This is a genomic window from Ferrovibrio sp. (assembly GCF_964218355.1).
GTDB lineage: Bacteria > Pseudomonadota > Alphaproteobacteria > Ferrovibrionales > Ferrovibrionaceae > Ferrovibrio.
Genome location: NZ_CAXPMC010000024.1, coordinates 1 through 22660, shown reverse-complemented (window position 1 = coordinate 22660; position 22660 = coordinate 1). Strand labels below are relative to the sequence as shown.

The following is a 22660-nucleotide window of genomic DNA, read 5'->3' as shown; positions in this document are numbered from 1 at the left end:
TGCAAGCCACGGGCCAGCGTCGCCATGTGGAAAATCAACAGGTTACAGGCATATCCGGAATGCCGGCCGGCAAATTCTGCCGGGCTTTCCGGCCCTAGAGGTAATGGCCGGATTTCTTCCGTTTCGCCGCCAGATAGGCCTCGTTATGGGCGTTCGGCGGAAACTTGTGCGGCACCCGTTCGGCCACGGTGATGCCGCAGGCGGCCAGGCCCTTCACCTTTTCCGGATTGTTGGTCAGCAGCCGCACCTGCAGGAAGCCCAGCCGCTGCAGCATTTTCGCCGCCGGCAGGAACCAGCGTTCGTCGGCATCGAAGCCGAGCCGCTGGTTCGCCTCGATGGTATCGAAGCCCTGGTCCTGCAGCTGGTAGGCGCGCAGCTTGTTGACCAGGCCGATGCCGCGCCCCTCCTGCGCCAGATACAGCAGCACGCCGCCGCCGGCCTCGCTGATGGTGCGCACGGCGCCGCGCAGCTGCTCGCCGCAATCGCAGCGCAGGCTGCCCAGCAGGTCGCCGGTGAAGCATTCCGAATGCAGCCGCACCAGCACCGGCTGCTGCGGATCCGGCTCGCCGATCACCAGCGCGAAATGCTCCTGGCGGCCGTCGCCGGGGCGGAAGGCATAGAGGCGCGCATGCTCGGCATCGGCCACCGGCAGCCGCGCCTGGCTGACCGGCACCAGCGTCTCGGCGGCGGCCAGGTCATAGGCGGCGACCGCCTCGCCCGTCACCGCCAGGATACCGGCATCGACCGGCGCGGCGGCCTCCAGCGGCACATGCAATGCGGCCGGCAGCAGGAAGGCGGTCTTCGCCAGCTTCACCGCCAGCCGCGCGGTTTCCGGCGGCGGCGCCTTGATGCGGCTGAACGGGCCGCGCAGCGGCGCGGCAAGATCGCGGCCGGCATCGGCAAGATCGCGGATCAGCGCCGCATGACCGGCGGCCGGCGCCGGCAGTTCGGCCAGCGGCAGCAGGATGGTGTCATGCCCGGTCGGCCCCACATGCAGCACCGAGGCCCGCGCCGCGGTCAGCGCCAGTGCGGCGGCGCCCGCCGGCAGGGCGGCCAGGGCCGCCTCGGTCAGGGTTTCGGCAGCCAGCACCAGCGCGCGCTGCTGCGCCGCGCCGCTGCCCAGGGTCAGCAGCACCGGGCGGCCGCGGCGCAGCTCGTGGCCGGCGCGGTCGACGGCGACCGCGGCCGCAAGATGGGGGCTCTGTGCCATGGCCCATGGATGTACGACGACGACGGCGCTGCGGCAAGCCATGGGCCCTGCCCCCACGGCAGCCGGGCGGGCCATCCGGCGCGCCATTGCGGCCCCATTGTGACGGCTGCCACGCCCGGCTAGGCTCGCGGCCCATGAGCCGCCATCCGCCCCGCCTCACGCCCAGTCCGCAGGCCCGGCTGATCGCGCGCGGCCTGCGGCGCATGGTGAAACCGCGCAAATTCTCCCGCCGCGACATCCCGCTGATCCGCGCGCTGATGCATGCCTTCACCCGCGCCCGCCTGCCGGCCGGGGTGAAGGCCGAGCGCGTCAAGGCGCCGGTGCGCGGCGAGTGGCTGCGGCCATCGCAGCCGCGCCGCGGCCGGGCGCTGCTCTATCTGCATGGCGGCGGCTATATCAGCGGCGCCCCGCGCACCCATCGCGCGATCACCGCGCGGCTGGCGAAACGGCTCGGCATTGCCGTCTTTGCCCTCGATTACCGGCTGGCCCCGGAGCATCCCTTCCCGGCGGCCCTCGACGACGCACTGGCGACCTGGCGCTGGCTGCTGGCGCAGGGCTATCGCGCCGACCGCATCTGGCTCGCGGGAGATTCCGCCGGCGGCGGCCTCGCCCTCGCCCTGATGCTGGCGGCACGGCAGCAGGCCCTGCCGCTGCCGGCTGCCTGCGCCCTGTTCTCGCCATGGACGGATCTCGCCTGCACCGGCGCGGCGATCACCGAGAATGCCGGCCGCTGCGCCTGGTTCATGCCGGCGCAGGTCGGTTTCGCCGCCGGGCTCTATGCCGGTGCGACGGCAACCGACCATCCGCTGGTCTCGCCGCTCTACGGTGATCTTGCCGGCCTGCCGCCGCTGCTGGTCCATGCCAGCGACAGCGAGCTGCTGCGCGACGATGCCGTCCGGCTGGCCGACCGCGCCGCCGCCGCCGGCGTGCGGGTGGCCCTGCACCTGTGGCACGGCCTGCCCCATGCCTGGCCGAATTTTGCCGGCCTGATGCCCGAGGGCGATGCCTGCCTTGACGAAACCGTCGCTGCCCTTCTGGCCCTGCCGGCGAAGTAAATTCCGCACCCGCTTGAGGAATTCCGGCCGAACGGGCAGACTCCGACTCGGCCCTGCCACCGGAGGAAACGCGTGCAGGAAAAGGAACTGCGCCTCGCCCTGGTCTGCTTCGGCGGCGTCTCGCTCGCCATCTACATGCATGGCGTGACCAAGGAAGTCCTCAAGCTGGCCCGGGCCTCGAAGGTCTTTCACAGCCTGCCGAAGGATAACGGCCGCGGGACCGCGCGTTTCGCCGACCATGTGCGGGCCGGCGACCCCGAATACGACAGCGAGCATGTCTATTTCGAGCTGCTGCAGGAACTGGGCAGGCATGTCGACCTGCGCGTCGTCGTCGACGTGATTTCCGGGGCCTCGGCCGGCGGCATCAACGGCATCATCCTCGGCCGCGCGCTGGCCCATGACCTGCGCATCGACCATTTCCGCGACCTGTGGCTGCGCGAATCCGATGTCTCGCGCCTGCTGGACCCGGAAAAACGGGCCAGCCGCTGGAGCAAACTCTACATGCGGCCGCTGCTGTGGCTGATGGCACGCTCCAGGCTCGGCCGCCTGCTGGCCGACGAGGAGGTGCGCCAGAAGATCTCGATGTTCACCCGCTCGCGCTGGTTCCAGCCGCCCTTCGACGGCCAGCACCTGATGCGCCAGCTGATGGCCGGGCTGGAGGCGATGGGCGATCCGGAGCAGCCGGGCGCCTCGCTGGTGCCGGCCGGCCTGTCGCTGGAAATGTTCGTCACCCTGACCGACTTCTACGGCTATCTGCAGCATATCCCGATCCACGATCCGCCGGCGATCCGCGACCGCGAGCACCGCCACACGCTCCGCTTCGGCTACCGCCGCTGGCCGAATGGCGGCGAACAGTCGGACTTCACCCGCGCCGATGCCCCGGCGCTGGCCTTCGCCGGCCGCGCCACCTCGGCCTTTCCCGGCGCCTTCCCACCGGCGCAGATCGGCGACATGGACAAGCTGCTGGAGGAGCAGGGCCGGCGCTGGACCCTGAAACGCGCCTTCCTGCAGAAGAATTTCGCCAGCTATGTCCGCGCCGAACTCGATCCCGAACTGACCTCCTTCGTCGATGGCGGCGTGCTGGCCAACAAGCCCTTCGCCGCCGCGATGAAGGCGATCCGCGGCCGGCCCGCCGCCCGCCAGGTCGACCGCCGGCTGGTCTATATCGACCCGGTGCCGATGCGGCCGGCGCCGCCGCCCAGCGGCCGGGTGCCCGGCTTCTTCCGCACCCTCAAGGGCGCGCTCAGCGACATCCCGCGCAACGAGCCGGTGGCCGACGAACTGATCTGGGTGAACCGCTTCAACGAGCGGGTGCGCCATCTGCGCGGCGTGATCGACGCCACCCAGCCGCAGGTGACGAAGCTGGTGCTGGACAGCGCCCCGCGCAACATCGATGAACCCCTGGGGCTGGAAGACATCCGCAGCTGGCGCCTGCAGGCCAGCGAGCGGGCCGTGCAGGATGCCGGCTTCGCCTATGAGGGCTATGTCCGCCTGAAGCTCGGCGCCGTCCTCGATTTCGTGTCCAGGCTGGTCTGCGCCTCCTGCCGCTACGGCGAACAGTCGACCGAGCGGCGCTGGGTTGCCATGGTGCTGCAGCGCTGGGCCGAGGAACGGCAGGTCTGCTTCAACACCGCACATTTCGAACGGGCGCCGGCCGGCACGCCGCCGGACCAGCTGCCCGGCTGGACCCGTTTCCTGCTGCGATTCGATGTCGCCTTCCGCCAGCGCCGGCTGCGGTTTCTGGTGCAGCGCCTGAACCAGCTCTACGGCCGGCTCGGCGATCCCGGCCATCGCGGCCTGCAGGCGGACCAGCTCGACCGGCTGAAGCGCACGCTCTACGACGCGCAGGAAGAGTTGCGCCAGTTCGACAGCACCGCCAGCGTCGGCGTCGACACCGTGGCGCAGATCACCCACCTGTTCTTCCGCCGCATGCCGGCCGCCGATGCCGATACGCTGGCCCGCGACGCGGCCGGTTTCGCCATGGAGAACCTTGCCGGCATCGACGCGGCCGTGGATGCGCTGGCCCATGACATCGACCTGAACCGCGCCACCGGCGAGCTCGATGCGGTGCTGGCCGGTCTGCAGCCCGAGGACTGGAGCCCGGCCGCCCGCCGCGACCTGCTGGTCGCCTATATCGGCTTTCCGTTCTGGGACGTGCTCACCTTCACCATCACCAACTGGCGCGACCTCGGCGAGTTCAACGAAATCCGCATCGACCGCATCAGCCCGGAAGACGCCGTGGCGATCCGCAAGGGCAATACGCTGAAGGGCGTCAATCTCGGCCGGTTCGGCGGGTTTTTCAGCCGTGCCCATCGCGAGAACGACTATCTCTGGGGCCGCCTGCATGCCGCCGACCGCCTGATCGACATCGCCTGCGATGCCGGTCTCGGCCAGGCCGCCGCACAGATGATCGACCGGCAGGCATTGAAGCTGCGGATTTTCCGCCTGATCCTTGACCGCGAAGCCACCAGTCTGGCAGTCAGCCGCAAGCTGATCGACGAGCTCTATGCCGAACTCGACATGCTGGCGGCCGGGACCGTCAAACCCGCCTGAAGCAGCGCCGCCGGCGCCGGACCGCGGCTTGTTCCAGGCCTGAAAAAGCGTATGCTCGGCGGCCCCGGACACCCCTTTTGCGAGCCCCCCGTGACCCATCTTTTCCGCGCCGCCCTGATCGCCACGAGCCTTGCCGTGCTCGCCCCGGCCCTGCCGCTGCAGGCGCAGACCGCCAAGCCCGCCGCCAAGGCCGAAGGCGACGATCCCGTGGTCGCCCGCGTCAACGGCCAGCCGATCACCCGTTCGGCCGTGCTGGGCTTCTACAGCCAGCTGCCGGCGCCGATGAACCAGATTCCGCTGGAACAGATCCTGCCCGGCCTGATCAACGAGCTGGCCGCCCGCAAGCTGATCGGCATGGCCGCCGAGAAGACCAAGCTGGATGCCGATCCGGCCGTGAAGGCCCGGCTGCAATCGGCCCGCGAGCAGGTGCTGCAGAACGCCTATCTCGAAAAGCGGGTGAATACCGAGATCACCGAGGCCACCATGAAGGCGCGCTACGAGAAGATGCTGAAGGACCAGCCGCCGCAGGAGGAGGTGCATGCCCGCCACATCCTCAGCGCCTCCGAGGCCGATGCCCAGGCCGCCCTCGATGAAGTGAAGAAGGGTGCCGATTTCGCCGAAGTGTCGCGCAAGCGCTCGACCGGGCCGACTGCGGCCACCGGTGGCGATCTCGGCTTCTTCACCAAGGACAAGATGGTGCCGGAATTCGCCGAGGCCGCCTTCAAGCTGCAGGCCGGCCAGGTCAGCGACAAGCCGGTGAAATCGCAGTTCGGCTGGCATGTCATCAAGGTCGAGGCCCGCCGCAAGGCCGAGCCGCCGTCCTTCGCCGATGCCCGCGAGCAGATTTACGAGATCATGACCCAGGAAGTGGTCGAGAAGACGGTTGCCGATCTGCGCAAGGATGCCAAGATCGAGACCTATGACTGGCCCGCGGCGGGCGGCGGCAGGCAGCTGCCGACCCTGGCGCCGGTCGAGCCGAAGAAGAAATAACCACAGTCGATCCGGGAGTCATTGTCATGGCCGCGCATCCGGTCTCGCCGCTCGCGCCCACCAGCTACCCCTCGCTGCCCGCCATCGCCGGCGCGCAGCTTGCCACCGGCCTGTCCGGCATGCGCTACAAGGGCCGCGACGACCTGCTGGTGATGCAGTTCGCCGCCGGCACCACGGTGGCCGGCGTGTTCACCCGCTCGTCGATGCCCGGCGCGCCGGTGGAATGGTGCCGCAAGATGCTGCCGGCCGGTCGCGCCCGCGCGCTGGTGGTCAATGCCGGCATCGCCAATGTCTTCACCGGCAAGGCCGGCCAGCAGGCGGTGAAGGCCACCGCCGATGGTGCCGCCAAGGCGCTGGGCTGCAAGGCGGCCGAGGTCTTCCTCGCCTCGACCGGCGTGATCGGCCAGATCCTGCCGGCCGAGAAGATCGTCGCCCAGCTGCCGAAGCTGAAGGCAGCGCTGGCGCCCGGCGACTGGATGAAGGCCGCCCGCGCCATCATGACCACCGACACCTTCCCCAAGCTGGCCAGCACCACCTGCCAGATCGACGGCAGGCCGGTCACCATCAACGGCTTCTGCAAGGGCTCGGGCATGATCGCGCCGGACATGGCGACCATGCTGGCCTTCTTCGTCACCGACGCCAAGCTGCCGGCCGAAACCCTGCAGGGCCTGCTGAAGGCGGCGGCGAACCAGAGCTTCAACTGCCTGACGGTGGACGGCGACACCTCGACCTCGGATACCGTGCTGCTGTTCGCCACCGGCCAGGCCGGCAATACGCCGCATGCCAAACCGTCCGACAAGCGGCTGGCGGATTTCCGCCGCGCCCTGACCGAGGTGATGGCCGAACTGGCGCAGCAGGTGGCACGCGACGGCGAAGGCGCCCAGAAGCTGGTCACCATCGACGTGACCGGCGCCAAGAGCGACGCCTCGGCCCGCATCATTGCGCGGGCCATCGCCAATTCGCCGCTGGTGAAGACGGCGATTGCCGGCGCCGATGCCAACTGGGGCCGCATCGTCATGGCGGTCGGCAAGTCGGCCGAGCCGGCCGACCGCGACCGGCTGGTGATCAGGATCGGCGACCGGCCGGTCACCCGCAACGGCATGGTGCGGCCCGATCACGACGATGCCTATGCGACCAAGCATTTCAAGGGCAGCGACGTGCGCATTGCCGTCGATGTCGGCATCGGCAAGGGTGCCGCACGCGTGTGGACCTGCGACCTGACCCACGGCTATATCGACATCAATGCCGACTATCGCAGCTGACGATCCGCTCTGCCCCGGCGATGCCGGGGCATTGATGGCGCCGAAACCGGTGGTGCTGGTGGTTGCCGTGGCACTGGTCGATGCCGATGGCCGCGTGCTGCTGACCCAGCGGCCGGAAGGCAAGAAGCTGGCCGGCATGTGGGAATTCCCGGGCGGCAAGGTCGAGGCGGACGAGACGCCGGAGGCCGCGCTGGTGCGCGAGCTGCAGGAAGAACTCGGCCTCGATATCAGCGCCGCCTGCCTCGCGCCCTACACCTTTGCCAGCCATGCCTATGACGACTTCCACCTGCTGATGCCGCTGTATGTCTGCCGGCGCTGGGCCGGCCAGCCCAGTCCGCGCGAGGGGCAGGCGATGAAATGGGTGCGGCCGGTGAAGATGGGCAGCCTGGACATGCCGCCGGCCGACCGGCCGCTGGTGGCGATGCTGATCGACCTGCTCTAGGCGCCAGCGCCGGTTTCGGCCAGGGCCGCGGCCGAGAACTGCGCGGCGAATTCCTCGGAAGGCGGGATCGGCTTGATCACATCGACCAGCACGCCGGCCGGGTCGGCCAGGATGAAATGCCGCTGGCCAAAGGCCTCGTCGCGCAGGGACAGCCGGATATCCAGCCCCGCCGCCTGCGCCTTCGCGTATTCCGCATCCACATCCTCGACCTCGAAATTGAGCAGCAGCCCCTGCACCGGCCGGCGATAGCCTTCCGGGATGGTCGGATGGCTGTGGTCCAGCACCGCCAGATGCACGCCCGGCGCCGCCGCGCTGCTGAGATGGACATACCAGTCGCTTTCGAAAGCGGGCACGAAGCCGAAATGCTGCCGCCAGAAGGCCACGGTCGCCGGCAGCCGGTCGGTGCAGATGACGGGGTAATAGCTGGTGAGTTTCATGACGAGGCTCCTTTCCGGCATGATCCGGAGGTCTGGGCTTCCGGGCGAATCGCTGCCATTGCGGGGATCGACAGCGGCAGCGGTCGGGGATATATAAACATACAGGGTGTATGTATGCAAGAGAGAAGGCAGAGCAAGGCGGAGAAACACGCGGCGACCCGGGCAGCCCTGCTGGCCACCGCCCGCGCCCTGTTTGCCGCCCGCGGCTATGCCGGCACCGGCACCGAGGATGTGGTGGCCGCCGCCGGGGTGACCCGCGGCGCGCTCTACTATCACTTCGCCGACAAGCGGGCCCTGTTCGAGGCGGTGGTGGAAACCGTCGCCCAGGATGTGCTGGCGGCCATCGAGGCGGCGGCCGGTCAGGCCGCCTCGCCCGTCGACGCCCTGGTGCGCGGCACCGGTGCCTTCCTCGATGCCTGCCTGGAGCCCGGCACCCGGCAGATCTACCTGATCGACGCCCCCTCGGTGATCGGCTGGCCGCGCTGGCGCGAGATCGATGCACGCCATGGCGGCCGCTCGCTGCGCGCCGGCATCGATGCGGCACTGGCCGCGCTGCCGGCCGGCCGCCGCCTGCCGGCCGAGGCCCTGACCTACCTGCTCAGCGGCGCCATGAACGAGGCCGTGCTGTGGCTGGCGGATGCGAAGGACGAGCGCGCCGCGCGGGCCGCCGCCGACGCGGTCTTCGACCGCATCCTGCGCATGCTGTTTGCAGCGGGCGACGGCTAGCGCCGCGGCCCTGTCCTGTCGCCCAGCGGATATTCCACGGTGTCCAGCGCCGCCGCCAGGCTGTGCGCGGCACTGCCGGGCCGCAGCGGCTTCTGCTGGCTTTCATGCGGCGACCAGCCGGTCAGGGTGATCACCTCGAAACTGGCCGGGATGCGGCCGTCTTCCCCGGCATGGCGCTGGCGGTACAGTTCGGCCATGCGCAGCAGGGTCGCCCGCCGGGTGAAGCCGCGCCGGCGGCCGGCGGCGGCATTGGTCTCGCCCATGCCGCGCAGGTCCTGCATCAGGCGGAAGGGATCGCCATAGGTGACGGTCAGCATCTCGCTGTCGGCCACCGGCAGCGCGAAGCCGGCGCGCTGCAGCAGGGCGGCACCGTCCAGGGTTTCCGCCATCGGCGAGACCCGCGGGCTGACGCCACCCTCGATCTCGCTTTCGGCCGCCAGCCAGGCCTGCCGCAATTCGGTCAGCGTCTGGCCGCCCAGCATGGCGCCGAGGAACAGGCCGTCGGGCTTCAGGGCGCGGCGGATCTGGATCAGGGCACCGGGCAGGTCGTTGATCCAGTGCAGGTTCATCAGCGCGATCACCAGGTCGAACTGCCCGGCGGCGAAAGGCAGGAATTCCTCGTCGCCCACCACATGCAGCGGCGCGGCGGAGGCCACCGGATCCAGCGAAACCAGCGTTTCGATGCCGCCACGGCCGGCGAGATGCGGCTGCAGCCACGCACCGTCGCAGCCCTGCACCAGGGTCAGCGGAAAACGGCGCTTGATGTCGTCGAGCCGGTCGAGCAGGCGGTCGGCCACGGCCGCGCGCAGGAAATCATGGTCGCCCGCCAGGGCGGCGGCGCGGCGGCGCTGGCGCCGTTTGGCGGCGCGGTCGAATACCTGCATGGTGTCGGTCATGGCGTCATTCTGCCATGACCGGCCACCAGGCGACAGGCTCAGGCGTAGACGTGGCCCATCAGCCGGCGGGCGCGCTGGCCCACCTCGGCGGCCGGCCGGCCCGGCACGTAGAGGGCGCGGCCGATGCCGAAGCCGGCGGCGCCCTCGGCGCGCCAGTCCGGCATCGTATGCTCGTCCATGCCGCCGACCGGCAGCACCGGCATCTCGCGCGGCAGCACCGAACGCAGGCCGCGCAGCATCGCCGGCGTGAAGGCCTCGGCCGGGAACAGCTTCAGCCCGTCGGCGCCGGCGGCGATCATGCGGAAGGCCTCGGTGGGCGTGGCGAAGCCGGGCACCGCGATCATGTTCAGGATCTTGGCCTTCTGCACGACATCGGCATCGGCATGGGGGGTGACGATCAGCTGCGCGCCGGCCATGGCGATGCGGCGCACCGTGCCGCAGTCCATCACCGTGCCGGCGCCGATCAGGGCGCGGTCGCCGAAGCGGTCGGACAGCCGGGCAATGCTTTCCAGCGGATCGGGCGAATTCATCGCCACTTCGAGAATGCGGAAGCCGGCGTCATACAGCGCCTCGCCGACCGGCAGCGCCTCGTCGGGCGTGATGCCGCGCAGCATGGCGATGAGGGGACACTGGCCGAGCCAGTGGGAAAGCGGTTGCACGGCCATGGCCATATCCGGTCCTCCCGATCAGGGGCCCGGCGGTTGTCCGGTGCGGCGGCGGCTTCCGGTCCGCCTGCAATGCCGCCCGGCGCGGGCCTTCTGTCCGCCATGATAGACCCGCGCGGCAGCCGGCGCACCGGCTTTTAGCGGCGGGCCGCTTACGGTCCGGCCTAGTGGCTGTGCCGCGGGATTCCGGCGGTCTCGTCGATCTTCTGGTACTGCACTGCGAAATCGAGGCAGCCGCCGCGGTCGAGCTGGCCGACATGCTGGCGGTGCAGGTCCTGCCACGGCGTCGCATTCGGCAGCGCCGGCGGCGCCCAGGCGGCACGGCGCTTCTGCAGCTCGGCATCGTCGATCAGGATATCGGCGCGGCGCCGGCGCAGGTCGATGCGCACGCGGTCGCCGGTGGCAAGCAGCGCCAGCCCGCCGCCCGCCGCCGCCTCCGGCGCCGCATTCAGGATCGACGGGCTGGCCGAGGTGCCGCTCTGCCGGCCGTCGCCGATGCAGGGCAGCAGGGTGATCCCGGCACGCACCAGCCGGTCGGGCGGCAGCATGTTGACCACCTCGGCACCGCCCGGATAGCCGACCGGCCCGCAATAGCGGATGAACAGGATGCTGTTCGCATCCACCGGCAGGGCCGGATCGTTGATCCGCGCGTGATAATCCTCCGGCCCGTCGAACACGATGGCGGTGCCCTCGAAGGCATCGGGGTCGCCTGACCGTTCGAGATACTGTTTCCGGAAGGCGGCCGAGATCACCGAGGTCTTCATCACGGCCGCGTCGAACAGGCTGCCCGACAGCACGGCGAAGCCGGCCTCGGGCAGCAGCGGTGCATCGTGGCTGCGGATCACCGCGCGGTCGGGTGCCGGCACGGCTGCCAGGTTTTCCGCCATGGTGCGGCCGTTGACGGTGAGCGCGTCGCCGCGCAGTTCGCCGGCCTGCAGCAGTTCCTTCAGCACCGCCGGCACGCCGCCGGCGCGGTGGAAGGCCTCGCCGAGATATTCGCCGGCCGGCATGCAGTTCACCAGCAGCGGCACATGATAGCCGACCGTGTCCCAGTCCTTCACATCCAGTTCGACGCCGGCATGGCGGGCGATGGCGGTGACATGCGGCGGACAGTTGGTGGAGGCCCCCAGCGCGCTGGCCGCCACGATGGCATTCTCGAAGGCGGCGCGGGTCAGGATCTTCGACGGACGCAGATCCTCGTGCACGATCTCGACGGCGCGGCGGCCGGTCTCGTAGGCCATCTGGCCGCGCTCGCGGTACGGCGCCGGAATCGCCGCACAGCCCGGCAGCGACATGCCGAGCGCCTCGGCCAGGCTGTTCATCGACAAAGCCGTGCCCATGGTGTTGCAATGCCCGGCCGACGGCGCCGACGAGGCCACCATCTCGAGGAATTCGTCGTAATCGATCGAGCCGGCCGCCAGCAGCTCGCGGGCATGCCACAGCACGGTGCCCGAACCGGCCAGCTTGCCCTTGTACCAGCCGTCCAGCATCGGGCCGCCCGACAGCACGATGGCCGGAATATCGACGCCGGCCGCCGCCATCAGCATGCCCGGCGTGGTCTTGTCGCAGCCGGTGGTCAGCACCACGCCATCCAGCGGATAGCCGTGCAGCAGCTCGGTCAGGGTCAGGTACAGCAGGTTGCGGTCCAGCGCGGCGGTCGGCCGGCGGCTGCTTTCCTGGATCGGATGGGTCGGGAATTCGATGGGAATGCCACCGGCATCGCGGATGCCGTCGCGCACGCGCGCAGCCAGTTCCAGATGATGCCGGTTGCAGGGCGACAGGTCGCTGCCCGACTGGGCGATGCCGATGATCGGCTTGCCGCCGCGCAGCTCGCCCAGGGTCAGGCCGTAATTCAGGTAGCGTTCCAGATACAGGGCGGTCATGCCCGGATCGCTGGGATCGTCGAACCAGGCGCGGCTGCGCAGGCGTTTCCTGCCGGTCATCGTGTCACTCCCTCATGACGGTTTTATCTGGCGTTCGCGGTGCAGCACGAACAGGCCGCTGGCGACGATGATGGCACCGCCGGCCAGCATCGGCATGGTCGGCCGGTCGGCAAAGACCAGCCAGCCCAGCAGAATGGCCCATAGCAGCGACGTGTAGGTATAGGGCACCACGGTGGCGGCCGGTGCCAGCCGCAGGGCCTGGTTCACGCACATATGCCCCGCCGTCGCCACCACGCCCATCAGCGCCAGCAGCAGCACGGCGTCCATGTCGAGCGGATGCCAGCCCCAGGGCAGGGCCAGCAGGCCGGCCAGCCCCACCGCCAGCGTGTGGAAGACGATCAGCGACAGCGCGCTGGCGGCACGCAGGTCGCGGGTGGCGATCATCATCAAAGCGTAACCGAGGCTGCCGGCCAGCGCGATCAGGGCCGGCGCGCTGAACACGCCCGCCTCGGGCTGCAGCACCAGCAGCACGCCGCCGAACCCTGCCAGCACGGCAAAGCCGCGGCGCCAGCCGACCCGTTCGCCCAGCAGCGGGATCGCCAGCACGGTAACCAGCAGGGGCGTCGCCTGGTAAACCGCCATCACATCGGCCAGCGGCAGGTGGCGGACGGAAAGGTAGAAGCAGCTCACTTCCGCCACGATCAGCACCAGCCGCAGCAGGTGGCGGCCGGGCTGCGGCACCACGAAGGTCTCGCGCCAGCCGGCACGGATCACCAGCGGCAGCAGGATCAGCATCGCCGACAGCGAGCGGACGAACAGGATCTGGCCGACCGCAAGGCTCGCCACCATCCATTTGCCCAGCGCGTCATTGAAGGTGAACAGCGCCGATCCCAGCAGCATGAAGGCGATACCCTGCCAGTGCGCCGCCGCCATCGCCGCCGCGCCATCCGCTGACCTGGCCTCTGTCATTGAGTCTTCTTTCCGCCGTTCTCTTCCGGGTGGCCCCGCACGCTAGCAGTGCCGCCTGTCCCGCTCAAGCACGGCCCTGCCGCCCATGCCCGCAACGGATGGTTGCCGCGGGCTGCCGGGCGGCCGATACTGGCCGCCGGTATCGCAGCCGACCGGAAGGACCGCGCCATGATGAAGAAAATCGCCCTCGCCATTGCCGTCGTCGTGATCGCCATCGCCGGCGGCGCCTATTTCCTCGCCAGCAACCTCGACGGCATCGTCAAGGCGGCCATCGAGAAATACGGCTCGGAAGCCACCCAGGCCAGCGTCACCCTGAAAGGCGTCGATATCGCGGCGACCGAAGGCCGGGCCGGCCTGCGCGGGCTGGTGGTCGGCAACCCGAAGGGCTTCAATACGCCGGAGGCGATGTCGCTGGGCGATATCAGCGTCACCCTGGACATCGCCTCGCTGCAGTCCAATCCCATCGTGATCAAGCAGGTGCTGATCCAGCAGCCGGCGATCACCTATGAATTCGCCTCGGGCGGCAGCAATCTCGACGTGCTGCAGAAAAACCTGCAGGCCTATGCCGCACAGTTCGGCGGCGGCGGCAAGTCCGGCGGCAGCAGCAGCCCGGCTGCATCCCCGGAGGACAAGGCCGGGGAGCGCAAGATCGTCATCGAGGACCTGGTGATCAGTGGCGGCAGGATCGGCATCAGCGCGGCGGCCCTGCAGGGCAGGAGCCTGTCTTCCACCCTGCCGACCATCCAGCTGAAGAATATCGGCCGGGACAAGGGCGGCGCCTCGCCGGCGGAAGTGGCGCAGCGCGTGCTCGGCACGATCAGCGCCGAAGCCTCGAAGATTGCCGCCAGCGACCTGCAGAAGCAGCTCGGCACGCTGCTCAAGGATGGGCTGAAAGACGGGGCCGGCAGTGTCGGCGGCGCCGCCGGCGGGGCCGCCGAGAAGCTGAAGGGCCTGTTCGGCAAGTGAATAATTCCGGCGGCGGGGCCGTCGCGGCCGGCCATGGCATGCGCTAGCATGTCGCGGCCTTCTCGCTTCCCCCGGCCCGGCCAACCATCATGATTCCTACCTTCTGGCGCGACTCCCTCGCCGGACTCTGCGCGCTGCTCGTCGGCATCGGCATTGCCCGCTTCGGCTACACGCCGCTGATCCCGGTTCTGATCCAGCATCGCTGGCTCGATGCCGGCGATGCCGCCTATCTGGGCGCCACCAACCTGGCCGGCTATGTCGGCGGCAGCCTGCTGGCGGCCTGGCTGTCGCGGCTGGTGCCGCCGGCGCGGCTGGCACAGGCCGCCATGGCTGTCACCGCCGCCAGCCTGCTGGCTTGCAGCCTGCCCTGGGGCTTTGCCTGGCTGGCGCCCTGGCGTTTCCTGGCCGGCTTTACCGGCGGCCTGCTGATGGTGGCGGCCGTGCCGGTGATGCTGGCCCGCGCCCCGGTCGCGCTGCGCGCCCGCAGCAACGGCATCGTCTTCACCGGGGTCGGCATCGGCGTGATCGCGTCGGGCACGCTGGTGCCGGCGCTGGCTGACCGTGGCCCCGCGGCGATCTGGCTGGGCATGGCCGCGGTGACGGCCGTGCTGGCCGTGCTGACCTGGCGGCAATGGGCCGCCGAACCGGCCGCCGATGCGACGGCGCCGGCCATCGCCCTGGCGGTGCCGGCCCGTTACTTCACGCGGCCGGTGGCGCTGCTGCTGGTCGCCTACATGCTCGACTGCGCCGCCTTCGTGCCGCATACCGTGTTCTGGGCCGACTTCATCGCCCGCGGGCTCGGCCGCGGCATCGAGGCTGGCGGCTTCTTCTGGATCTTCTTCGGGCTGGGCGCCATGTGCGGCCCGGTGCTGGCCGGGCTGGTGGCCGAACGGCTCGGCTTCTACCGCAGCATGACCGCCGGCATCGGCATCAAGGCGGCTTTCGTGGTACTGCCGATCGCCACCCAGCATCCGGTGGCACTGGCCGCCTCCGCCCTGGTGGTCGGCGCGCTGACGCCGGGCATCTCGGCACTGGCCTCGGGCCGGGTCGCCGAACTGGTCGGCTTTGCCGGCCACCGGCAGGTCTGGGGCTGGCTGACCGGCGGCTTCGCCATTTCGACGGCGGCCACCGGCTATGCGATGTCGTGGCTGTTCGACACCTGGCATTCCTATTACATGCTGTTCGCCATCGGCGGCATCGGCCTGACCGTGGCGATGATCCTGTCGGTCTTCGTACGCAACCCCGGTGAACAGCCCTAGACCAGGGCGGTATCGATGTCGGAGCCGCGGGTCAGGGTCTGGTGCACCGGGCATTTGTTGGCGATCGCCAGCAGTTTCTCGCGCTGCTCGGCCGACAGTTCGCCCTCCAGGGTGATCAGCCGCTCGAAACGGTCGCGCGGCTTGCCATCGGTACCGGGCTGCTTGCTGTGGCGCACCGTCACCGACGACCGGCGCAGCGGGATGCCCTTCTGGTCGGCATACATGCGCATCGTCATCGCCGTGCAGCAGCCCAGGCCAGACATCAGGAACGCGTAGGGATCCGGCCCGGTATCGCGGCCGCCGAGACTTTCCGCCTCGTCCGCCCCCATGACATGGCGGCCGGCCACCACGATCTGGCCATAGGGGCCGAGGCCGCTTTCGCCGACGGTGACCTCGCGCGTTTCCGCAGGTGTCGCGTTCATCATTCTCTCCCGGATCATGCCGCCCGGCTGGGCGGGTCATACTGCCGCAAGGCCGGCAGCAGGGAAACCGCCGCATACGTCCCAGTCACACACGCCCAGTCACACAACCGGGACTCCTGTGGCCGCATACCATATACTTCCATGCGTGGCACAGGACGGGGGACCGGATTTGCCGCACTGGACCGACAGACTGCGCATCGTCAGCCTTGCCGTGGGCGTGGCTGCGCTGGTGATTCTTCTGGCCAGCGCCGTCATTCTCGACCACGTGATCCGCCGCAATGCCTACGAGAATATCGCCCGGGTCAGCGAAGATACGGCGCTGTCGCTCAACCGCCTGTTCATCAACATGATCTGGCCCCGCTACGCGGCTTTCCTGACCACGGCGCATCGGTTTGATGCCCAGACCATCTACAATCACCTGCTGACCCAGAATCTGCTGTCCGAGGCGGCCGCCCTCACCGAGGGGACCCGGATCCTCAAATTCAAGCTGTATGACCGCCGCGGCCTGACGGTGTTTTCCTCGCGCCCCGAGGAAATCGGCAGCAACAAGTACAGCAGTCCGGCATTGCAGGCGGCGCTGACCGGGACCGTGACCAGTGCGCTGGAACACCGCGCCCGCTTTGCCGCCGCGCAGGGCGACCTGCAGGACGTGCATATTGTGCAGAGCTACATGCCGATGATCGACCACGCACATGGGCCGGAACCGGTTGCCGTGCTTGAAGTCTATGCCGATGTGACCGACACCTACCATGCGGTCACCGCCAGGGTGAACCAGAGCCGGATCGTGATTGCCGCGGTATTCGGCGCCGCCTTCCTGCTGATCCTGTGGGTTGCCTTCTGGGCCGAGCGCGAGATCGACCGCCGGCGTCGCGAGAATACCGATCTCGTCTTCGCCAAGCGCGAGGCGGAGCTCGCCAGCGAGGCGAAATCGCAGTTCCTCGCCAACATGAGCCACGAACTGCGCACCCCGCTGAATGCCATCATCGGCTTTACCGAGCTGATCGAGCAGCAGTATTTCGGTCCGATCGGCAACCGCCGCTATATCGGCTATGCCCGGAATGTGCTGGATGCCGGGCGGCATCTGCTGCAGATCATCAACGACGTGCTCGACCTGTCCAAGATCGAAGCCGGCAAGATGGAGGTCACCCCGGTCGATTATGATGCGGATGCACTGGCCCGCAGCACGCTGGCATTGTTCGAAAAGGAAGCCGCTGCCGCAGGCGTGGAACTGGCACTGGACATTCCCGCGCCCCTGCCGCCGGCCGCCAGCGATGCCGGCAAGCTGCGCCAGGTCCTGCTCAACCTGCTGAGCAATGCCGTGAAATTCACCCCGCCCGGCGGCCGCGTGCTGCTGACGGTGCGTTCCGTGCAGGGCTGGCTCAGTTTCCGGATCAGCGATACCGGCATCGGCATCCACGGCCGGGACATGGCGAAGGTGATGGCGCCATTCGGTCAGGTCGGCCACCCGTTCAGCCGGCGCCGGGGCGGCACCGGGCTCGGCCTGCCGCTGACGCGGCAGATGGCCGAATTGCTGGGCGGGCGGCTCGAGATCAGCAGCCAGCCCGGGCGTGGCACCGTGGCCGAGGTCTGGCTGCCGGTCCGCCTGCAGGCCGGTGAAGCCGCCAATGCCGCCTGAATCCCCTTAATTCACTGAAATAGAATACTTTAATTTATCATCAATTGCCTGTTGAATATTATATTAGAATATACTAAATAATGAACAGCTAAAGTATGAGGCCGCCCGTGAAGCCTGCCGACCTGGAACGCATGACCGCAAGCGCCGCCGAAGCCAGCCGCTTCCTGCGCATCCTCGCCAATGAAAAGCGGCTGCTGACCCTGTGCCGCCTGATGGAAGGCGAAAGTTCCGTCGGCCGGCTGGCCGACCTGGTCGGTCTCAGCCAGTCGGCCCTGTCGCAGCATCTCAACCGGCTGCGCCAGGACGGCCTGGTGGAAACCCGCCGGGAGGGCCAGACGATCCATTACCGGCTGGCCGACCGCCGCGTCGCCACCCTGATCGCCCTGCTCTACGAGCAGTTCTGCAACCCCGCGACCTGAACAGCGAGAGACCCATGAGCCTGCTTCCGAAAATCACCCCCCAGATCCTGCAGCAGCATCTGCAGGACGGCACCGCCATCCTGATCGACATCCGCGAGCCGGCGGAATATGCCCGCGAACATATCCGCGGCGCCCGCCTGGTGCCGCTCGCCGGCATCGATGCCCATGATTTCGATGCCGAGCGCGACCGCATCGCCGTCTTCACCTGCCGCTCCGGCAACCGCACGGCGCTCAATGCCGGCCGGCTGCTGGCCAAGGGTTTCCGCGAGGCCTATCTGCTCGATGGCGGCCTCGATGCCTGGAAGCAGGCCGGCCTGCCGGTGCATTTCGATGCCCGCGTGCCGCTCGACCTGCAGCGCCAGGTGCAGATCGGCGCCGGCGGCCTCGCCCTGCTGGGCGCGATACTGGCATTCCTCGTGCATCCCGCCTTCATCCTGCTCAGCGGCTTTGTCGGCGCCGGGCTGCTGATGGCCGGCCTGACCGGCTTCTGCGGCATGGCCCGGCTGCTGGCACTGATGCCGTGGAACCGCAAATTCCTGTCCGGAGCCGCCGCATGACCCCCGAAATCCGCGCCTTCTTCGATGAGGATACCTTCACTGTCAGCTACGTGGTCAGCGACCCGGCGACGAAGGCCTGCGCGATCGTCGATTCCGTGCTCGATTTCGACCCCGCCTCCGGCCGCACCTCGAAAAAGTCGGCCGAGGCCATCGTCGCCTTCGTGCGCGACCGGGGCCTGACCGTCGACTGGATCCTCGAGACCCATGTGCATGCCGATCACCTGTCGGCGGCGCCATGGCTGAAACAGCAGGTCGGCGGCAGGCTCGGCATCGGCTTCAACATCACCGTGGTGCAGGACACCTTCGGCAAGGTGTTCAATGCCGGCACCGAATTCGCCCGCGACGGCAGCCAGTTCGACCACCTGTTCCGCGACGGCGAAACCTTCCGCGTCGGCAGCATCGAGGCGCGCGCGATCCACACGCCGGGCCATACGCCGGCCTGCATGACCTATGTGATCGGCGATGCCGCCTTTGTCGGCGACACCCTGTTCATGCCCGATTACGGCACCGCGCGCTGCGATTTCCCCGGCGGCGATGCCCGCCAGCTCTACCGCTCGATCCGGAAAATCTTCGCCCTGCCGCCGCAGACCCGGCTGTTCCTCTGCCACGACTACAAGGCGCCCGGCCGCGACGATTACCGCTGGGAGACCACGGTGGCAGAAGAACGCGCGCACAACATCCATGTGCATGACGGCATCAGCGAGGATGCCTTCGCCGCCATGCGGCAGCAGCGCGACGCCACGCTGGGCATGCCGCGGCTGATCCTGCCCTCCGTGCAGGTGAACATGCGGGCCGGCAGCCTGCCGCCGCCGGAGCCCAATGGCATGCGCTATCTGAAGCTGCCGGTCGACGCCCTCTGAGCTGACGGCCGCACCATGATGCTTTCCGCCCTGCAGACCGGGCTGACGCTCGGCTCCGGCGCCGCCGTCGGCTTCTCGCTGGCCCTGGTCGGCGGCGGCGGCTCGATCCTTGCCGTTCCCGCGCTGCTGTATCTGGTCGGCATCGGCGACACCCATATGGCCATCGGCACCAGCGCGCTCGCCGTCTCGGTCAATGCCTTCGCCAACCTGGTCCAGCATGCCCGCCGCGGCACCGTGAAATGGCGCTGCGCGGCGGTGTTTGCCGCCAGCGGCATCACCGGCGCCGCCATCGGCGCCCAGATCGGCAAGGCGGTGGACGGCCGCGCCCTGGTGCTGGCCTTCGCCGCCGTCATGGTGGCGGTGGGACTGGCCATGCTGCGCCCGCAGGCGGCCGGCGGCGATCCCGCGGTGCGGCTGAATGCCGGCATCGCCGTGAAGCTGGTCGGGCTCGGCCTGCTGACCGGGCTGGTCAGCGGCTTTTTCGGCATCGGCGGCGGCTTCCTGATCGTGCCGGGCATCATGCTGGGCAGCGGCATGCCGATGCTGAACGCGATCGGCTCGTCGCTGTTCGCGGTCGGCACCTTCGGCCTGACCACGGCCGCCAGCTATGCGGCATCCGGCCTGATCGACTGGACCGTCGCCGGGCTGTTCATCGCCGGCGGGCTGGCCGGCGGCCTCGTCGGCACCCGGCTGGCGGTGAAGGCCGCGGCGAAGCGCGGCCTGCTGAACAAGATCTTCGCGGCGATGATCTTCCTGGTAGCCGCCTATGTGGTCTGGCGCACGCTGCTGCCCTAGCCGCCATACAGCCAGTCATTGCCGGCATAGGCCTGGTCGGCGGTGCGGCCGCCGAGCAGGGCGTTGCGCAATTCGCGCACCGGCCCGGTGGCGTGGTAGAAATCGCCGTAGACCCGCGCCATCACCTGCACCTTCGCCGTGCGCAGATAGCGTTCCTGCTGATAGGCCGTGAAGGCGGCATGGGGATCGTCGCGCCGCGCGGCCAGCTTCCCGGCGAGGCAGACGGCGTCTTCCATCGCCATGCAGGCGCCCTGGGCCAGATACTGCAGCATCGGATGCGCGGCATCGCCCAGCAGGGTCACGCGGCCCTTCGTCCAGCCGGCGACCGGCTCGCGGTCGCACAGCACCCACATGCGCCAGGAGTCGATCTTGTCGAGCAGGGCATGCACCTGCGGCTGCTGGTTGCGGAAGCGTTCGTCCAGCTCGGCCGCGTCGCCGAAGCTGTTCCAGCCTTCCTCGTAGCGGCTGGAATGGAAGACGGCGACAAGATTATACAGCTCGCCGCGGCGCAGGGGATAATGCACCAGATGGGTTTTCGGCCCCGCCCACAGCACCACGTTGTTCTCGTACTGGCCGGCGGGCACGTCGGCGGCCGGCAGCACCGCGCGGTAGGCGATATGGCCCGACACCCGCGGCTTGCCGTCGCCGACGATGCCCTCGCGGAAGGCCGACCACAGGCCGTCGCAGGCGATGATGCAGTCGCCGTCGATCGTCTCGCCGTCTTCCAGGGTGACGGTGACGCCGCGACCGTCATCGCTGTGCGACGCGACCCGGGCGCCGGTGCGGATGCTGACCAGCGGCTGCGCCTGCGCGGCCTGGTACAGCGCATCCAGCAGGTCGGCGCGGTGGATCACGCCATAGGGCTGGCCCCAGTGTTTGCGGGCGCGCTCGCCCATGGGCACGCGGGTGACTTCCTCGCCGGTCAGCGCATCGCGCATGATCAGGTTGTCGGGGAAAACGGCGATGGCATCGATGGCGGCGCGGATGCCGAGGGCATCGAAGCGGCGGAAGGCATTGGGACCGATCTGGATGCCGGCGCCGACCTCGCGGATCCCGGCCGACTGTTCCAGCAGCAGGGAGCGGATGCCCTGCAGCGCCAGCGCCAGCGCCGCGGCCATGCCGCCGATGCCGCCGCCGACGATGATGACCGGACGGTCCTGTATGCGGGCCGGGGCCTGAGCCATGCGCAATCTTCCTCCCATGCCAAAACGCGGCGCGTTTCTTATGCTATAAATCCGTACACTGATTATATGGATTTGTCAAGTCATCAATAAGTCAAATGACCCCGCCGGGCGGGCGGGGCTCAGCCGCAGACGCGGGGGGCCGCCTAGGCCGCAGGTTTGTTGAACAGGCCGGCCTGGTAGTCGCGCACGGCCTGGCGGATCTCGTCGGGGGTGTTCATCACGAAGGGCCCGTAGGCCACCACCGGCTCGCCGATCGGATCGGCATGGCCGAACAGCAGCGTCGCCCCCGCCTCGCCGGCCGCCACCTCGACCGCATCGCCCTCGCCCAGTTCCACCAGGTGGAAGGCCTCGGCCGCATGGCCATTTACCAGCACGCTGCCGCGCACGACATAGAGGAAGACATTGCGGCCGGCGAGCCCGTCCGCCGCGAAGCGCCCGCCCGGCTGCAGCAGCACCGTGCTCATCATCACCCCGGTCAGGGATTCGACCGGCCCCGCATGGCCGGCCCAGCGGCCGGCGATCAGGTTCACCGTCCCGCGGCCGTCTTCGGTGGGGAAGGCCGGGATCGCGTCGCTTTGCAGCCCGGTATAGCGCGGCTGCGTCATTTTCAGCCGGGCCGGCAGGTTGACCCAGAGCTGCAGGATTTCCAGCGGCCCGCCGCTCTTTTTGAAACTCGCGGGCGACAGCTCGGCATGCACGAGGCCGGAGCCGGCGGTCATCCACTGCATGCCGCCGGGGCCGATGATGCTTTCATGGCCGCCGGTATCGGAATGGGCCAGCTCGCCTTCCAGGATGAAGGTGACGGTCTCGAAGCCGCGATGGGGATGCGGCCCGAAGGGCAGGCCGGCATTGCCGGGCCGGTAGGTCTGCGGCCCGTGATGGTTGAGAAAGAGAAACGGATCGAGCAGGTCGATCTTCGGCCCCGGCAGCGGCCGCCGCGTGGTCAGGTCGCCGATATCGTCGCGCCCGGCCGGATGCAGGGCGAGAACGGGTTTCAGCGAACGATTCGGAGAGGCGGCGGAAGACGGCATGGCTGGCTCCTTCGGCGGCGGGTCCTGATGAAGGGATATGGGCCCGCAAGACCCTGAAAAGAATGGCGCACCCGACAAGATTCGAACTTGTGACCTCTGCCTTCGGAGGGCAGCGCTCTATCCAGCTGAGCTACGGGTGCCCGGGTCCGGAATACCATGCCGGAACGAACGCGGCGGACCATATCCGACCGCCCCGCCCGGTGCAAGGCGAGCCCCGGCCATATGAATCCCGGCCATGTAAATCCCAGCCATGTGAATCCGGCCCGGATCGGTCGCGGCCGGTTCGCCGGGGTTCGCTGCGGCTGGGTCTGGTTCATTCCGGTTCGTGGCGGTTCGTGGCGGTTCGTGGCGGTTCGTGGCGGTTCGTGGCGGTTCGTGGCGGTTCGTGGCGGTTCGTGGCGGTTCGTGGCGGTTCGTGGCGGTTCGTGGCGGTTCGTGGCGGT

The 22660-nt window shown here is 69.0% G+C and carries 23 protein-coding genes and 1 tRNA gene; 14 read left to right on the top strand and 10 right to left on the bottom strand.

The genetic code is table 11. The annotated features are described in order from the left end of the window. Window positions 1–94: 94 nt before the first annotated feature. Window positions 95–1252 (bottom strand): GTP cyclohydrolase II, encoded by a 1158-nt coding sequence (ribA, locus tag ACEQZY_RS17360; protein ID WP_370156114.1) that lies wholly within the window; start codon window positions 1250–1252, stop codon window positions 95–97. 92 nt (window positions 1253–1344) lie between these two features. On the opposite strand from ribA, the gene ACEQZY_RS17355 reads away from it, so the two are divergent. From ACEQZY_RS17355 to ACEQZY_RS17335, 5 genes are all read left to right on the top strand, one after another. Next, entirely contained in the window at window positions 1345–2265 is a 921-nt protein-coding gene (locus ACEQZY_RS17355) for an alpha/beta hydrolase (RefSeq protein WP_370156111.1), read from the top strand. A 72-nt stretch (window positions 2266–2337) separates the two neighbouring features. Next, on the top strand, window positions 2338–4818 hold the full coding sequence (locus tag ACEQZY_RS17350; protein ID WP_370156108.1) for a patatin-like protein: 2481 nt from the start codon (window positions 2338–2340) through the stop codon (window positions 4816–4818). Window positions 4819–4908: 90 nt separating this feature from the next. Further along, complete coding sequence (locus tag ACEQZY_RS17345) at window positions 4909–5808, top strand: peptidylprolyl isomerase (protein ID WP_370156105.1); 900 nt, start codon at window positions 4909–4911, stop codon at window positions 5806–5808. 26 nt (window positions 5809–5834) lie between these two features. Beyond that, window positions 5835–7070, top strand: a complete 1236-nt coding sequence (gene argJ, locus ACEQZY_RS17340) for a bifunctional glutamate N-acetyltransferase/amino-acid acetyltransferase ArgJ (RefSeq protein WP_370156102.1) — start codon at window positions 5835–5837, stop codon at window positions 7068–7070. A 34-nt stretch (window positions 7071–7104) separates the two neighbouring features. After that, the gene (locus tag ACEQZY_RS17335; RefSeq protein ID WP_370156179.1) at window positions 7105–7512 is read left to right on the top strand and encodes a (deoxy)nucleoside triphosphate pyrophosphohydrolase; all 408 of its coding nucleotides are present in this window, start codon (window positions 7105–7107) and stop codon (window positions 7510–7512) included. Here the strand turns inward: ACEQZY_RS17335 and ACEQZY_RS17330 are convergent. After that, complete coding sequence (locus ACEQZY_RS17330) at window positions 7509–7949, bottom strand: VOC family protein (RefSeq protein WP_341705059.1); 441 nt, start codon at window positions 7947–7949, stop codon at window positions 7509–7511. The genes ACEQZY_RS17335 and ACEQZY_RS17330 overlap by 4 nt on opposite strands. Window positions 7950–8063: 114 nt before the next feature. On the opposite strand from ACEQZY_RS17330, the gene ACEQZY_RS17325 reads away from it, so the two are divergent. Beyond that, window positions 8064–8675 (top strand): TetR/AcrR family transcriptional regulator, encoded by a 612-nt coding sequence (locus ACEQZY_RS17325; protein ID WP_370156100.1) that lies wholly within the window; start codon window positions 8064–8066, stop codon window positions 8673–8675. Here the strand turns inward: ACEQZY_RS17325 and ACEQZY_RS17320 are convergent. The 4 genes from ACEQZY_RS17320 to ACEQZY_RS17305 all read right to left on the bottom strand — a co-directional run bounded on the left by ACEQZY_RS17320 (window position 8672) and on the right by ACEQZY_RS17305 (window position 13088). Beyond that, window positions 8672–9571: a methyltransferase domain-containing protein gene (locus tag ACEQZY_RS17320; protein ID WP_370156098.1), complete on the bottom strand. Its 900-nt coding sequence runs from the start codon at window positions 9569–9571 to the stop codon at window positions 8672–8674. The genes ACEQZY_RS17325 and ACEQZY_RS17320 overlap by 4 nt on opposite strands. Window positions 9572–9609: 38 nt before the next feature. Beyond that, window positions 9610–10236, bottom strand: coding sequence for a 2-dehydro-3-deoxy-6-phosphogalactonate aldolase (locus tag ACEQZY_RS17315; RefSeq protein ID WP_370156096.1), 627 nt, complete (start codon window positions 10234–10236; stop codon window positions 9610–9612). Between the two features lie 164 nt (window positions 10237–10400). After that, on the bottom strand, window positions 10401–12179 hold the full coding sequence (locus ACEQZY_RS17310; protein ID WP_370156094.1) for an IlvD/Edd family dehydratase: 1779 nt from the start codon (window positions 12177–12179) through the stop codon (window positions 10401–10403). Between the two features lie 12 nt (window positions 12180–12191). After that, window positions 12192–13088 carry a DMT family transporter gene (locus ACEQZY_RS17305; protein ID WP_341704506.1) on the bottom strand — a complete coding sequence of 299 codons (897 nt, stop codon included), beginning with the start codon at window positions 13086–13088 and terminating at the stop codon, window positions 12192–12194. A gap of 168 nt (window positions 13089–13256) precedes the next feature. Between ACEQZY_RS17305 and ACEQZY_RS17300 the strand changes: the two genes are divergently transcribed. Next, a complete protein-coding gene (locus ACEQZY_RS17300; RefSeq protein ID WP_370156092.1) occupies window positions 13257–14054 on the top strand; it encodes a hypothetical protein in 798 nt (265 codons plus the stop codon). 89 nt (window positions 14055–14143) lie between these two features. After that, window positions 14144–15313 carry a YbfB/YjiJ family MFS transporter gene (locus tag ACEQZY_RS17295; RefSeq protein WP_370156090.1) on the top strand — a complete coding sequence of 390 codons (1170 nt, stop codon included), beginning with the start codon at window positions 14144–14146 and terminating at the stop codon, window positions 15311–15313. Here ACEQZY_RS17295 and ACEQZY_RS17290 read toward each other — a convergent pair. Continuing rightward, complete coding sequence (locus ACEQZY_RS17290; RefSeq protein WP_341704502.1) at window positions 15310–15735, bottom strand: OsmC family protein; 426 nt, start codon at window positions 15733–15735, stop codon at window positions 15310–15312. The two genes, ACEQZY_RS17295 and ACEQZY_RS17290, sit on opposite strands and share 4 nt — an antisense overlap. A 169-nt stretch (window positions 15736–15904) precedes the next feature. On the opposite strand from ACEQZY_RS17290, the gene ACEQZY_RS17285 reads away from it, so the two are divergent. The 5 genes from ACEQZY_RS17285 to ACEQZY_RS17265 all read left to right on the top strand — a co-directional run bounded on the left by ACEQZY_RS17285 (window position 15905) and on the right by ACEQZY_RS17265 (window position 20002). Further along, on the top strand, window positions 15905–17371 hold the full coding sequence (locus ACEQZY_RS17285) for an ATP-binding protein (protein WP_341704501.1): 1467 nt from the start codon (window positions 15905–15907) through the stop codon (window positions 17369–17371). Between the two features lie 107 nt (window positions 17372–17478). Beyond that, window positions 17479–17790 (top strand): metalloregulator ArsR/SmtB family transcription factor, encoded by a 312-nt coding sequence (locus ACEQZY_RS17280; protein ID WP_341704500.1) that lies wholly within the window; start codon window positions 17479–17481, stop codon window positions 17788–17790. 14 nt (window positions 17791–17804) lie between these two features. Further along, window positions 17805–18347: a rhodanese family protein gene (locus ACEQZY_RS17275; RefSeq protein WP_341704499.1), complete on the top strand. Its 543-nt coding sequence runs from the start codon at window positions 17805–17807 to the stop codon at window positions 18345–18347. Then, on the top strand, window positions 18344–19207 hold the full coding sequence (locus tag ACEQZY_RS17270; protein ID WP_370156085.1) for an MBL fold metallo-hydrolase: 864 nt from the start codon (window positions 18344–18346) through the stop codon (window positions 19205–19207). The genes ACEQZY_RS17275 and ACEQZY_RS17270 overlap by 4 nt, the downstream gene beginning before the upstream one ends. 15 nt (window positions 19208–19222) lie before the next feature. After that, window positions 19223–20002, top strand: a complete 780-nt coding sequence (locus ACEQZY_RS17265) for a sulfite exporter TauE/SafE family protein (RefSeq protein ID WP_341704497.1) — start codon at window positions 19223–19225, stop codon at window positions 20000–20002. On the opposite strand, the gene ACEQZY_RS17260 is transcribed toward ACEQZY_RS17265, so the two are convergent. The 3 genes from ACEQZY_RS17260 to ACEQZY_RS17250 all read right to left on the bottom strand — a co-directional run bounded on the left by ACEQZY_RS17260 (window position 19999) and on the right by ACEQZY_RS17250 (window position 22357). Further along, entirely contained in the window at window positions 19999–21186 is a 1188-nt protein-coding gene (locus ACEQZY_RS17260; RefSeq protein ID WP_341704496.1) for a 3-hydroxybenzoate 6-monooxygenase, read from the bottom strand. The two genes, ACEQZY_RS17265 and ACEQZY_RS17260, sit on opposite strands and share 4 nt — an antisense overlap. Window positions 21187–21329: 143 nt before the next feature. Continuing rightward, the gene (locus ACEQZY_RS17255; RefSeq protein WP_341704495.1) at window positions 21330–22217 is read right to left on the bottom strand and encodes a pirin family protein; all 888 of its coding nucleotides are present in this window, start codon (window positions 22215–22217) and stop codon (window positions 21330–21332) included. Window positions 22218–22280: 63 nt separating this feature from the next. Further along, window positions 22281–22357 (bottom strand) — tRNA-Arg (locus tag ACEQZY_RS17250). Window positions 22358–22439: 82 nt separating this feature from the next. On the opposite strand from ACEQZY_RS17250, the gene ACEQZY_RS17245 reads away from it, so the two are divergent. Beyond that, window positions 22440–22660 (top strand): hypothetical protein (locus tag ACEQZY_RS17245; RefSeq protein ID WP_370156082.1); only part of this gene is annotated, 221 nt, incomplete at its 3' end.

Bases quoted from the DNA above. Each gene is read 5' to 3' on its own strand.
- ribA (WP_370156114.1), bottom strand. From the start codon at position 1,252: ATGGCTTGCCGCAGCGCCGTCGTCGTCGTACATCCATGGGCCATGGCA.
- ACEQZY_RS17355 (WP_370156111.1), top strand. From the start codon at position 1,345: ATGAGCCGCCATCCGCCCCGCCTCACGCCCAGTCCGCAGGCCCGGCTG.
- argJ (WP_370156102.1), top strand. From the start codon at position 5,835: ATGGCCGCGCATCCGGTCTCGCCGCTCGCGCCCACCAGCTACCCCTCG.
- ACEQZY_RS17335 (WP_370156179.1), top strand. From the start codon at position 7,105: ATGGCGCCGAAACCGGTGGTGCTGGTGGTTGCCGTGGCACTGGTCGAT.
- ACEQZY_RS17330 (WP_341705059.1), bottom strand. From the start codon at position 7,949: ATGAAACTCACCAGCTATTACCCCGTCATCTGCACCGACCGGCTGCCG.
- ACEQZY_RS17325 (WP_370156100.1), top strand. From the start codon at position 8,064: ATGCAAGAGAGAAGGCAGAGCAAGGCGGAGAAACACGCGGCGACCCGG.
- ACEQZY_RS17320 (WP_370156098.1), bottom strand. From the start codon at position 9,571: ATGACCGACACCATGCAGGTATTCGACCGCGCCGCCAAACGGCGCCAG.
- ACEQZY_RS17315 (WP_370156096.1), bottom strand. From the start codon at position 10,236: ATGGCCGTGCAACCGCTTTCCCACTGGCTCGGCCAGTGTCCCCTCATC.
- ACEQZY_RS17310 (WP_370156094.1), bottom strand. From the start codon at position 12,179: ATGACCGGCAGGAAACGCCTGCGCAGCCGCGCCTGGTTCGACGATCCC.
- ACEQZY_RS17305 (WP_341704506.1), bottom strand. From the start codon at position 13,088: ATGACAGAGGCCAGGTCAGCGGATGGCGCGGCGGCGATGGCGGCGGCG.
- ACEQZY_RS17300 (WP_370156092.1), top strand. From the start codon at position 13,257: ATGATGAAGAAAATCGCCCTCGCCATTGCCGTCGTCGTGATCGCCATC.
- ACEQZY_RS17295 (WP_370156090.1), top strand. From the start codon at position 14,144: ATGATTCCTACCTTCTGGCGCGACTCCCTCGCCGGACTCTGCGCGCTG.
- ACEQZY_RS17290 (WP_341704502.1), bottom strand. From the start codon at position 15,735: ATGAACGCGACACCTGCGGAAACGCGCGAGGTCACCGTCGGCGAAAGC.
- ACEQZY_RS17275 (WP_341704499.1), top strand. From the start codon at position 17,805: ATGAGCCTGCTTCCGAAAATCACCCCCCAGATCCTGCAGCAGCATCTG.
- ACEQZY_RS17270 (WP_370156085.1), top strand. From the start codon at position 18,344: ATGACCCCCGAAATCCGCGCCTTCTTCGATGAGGATACCTTCACTGTC.
- ACEQZY_RS17265 (WP_341704497.1), top strand. From the start codon at position 19,223: ATGATGCTTTCCGCCCTGCAGACCGGGCTGACGCTCGGCTCCGGCGCC.
- ACEQZY_RS17260 (WP_341704496.1), bottom strand. From the start codon at position 21,186: ATGGCTCAGGCCCCGGCCCGCATACAGGACCGTCCGGTCATCATCGTC.
- ACEQZY_RS17255 (WP_341704495.1), bottom strand. From the start codon at position 22,217: ATGCCGTCTTCCGCCGCCTCTCCGAATCGTTCGCTGAAACCCGTTCTC.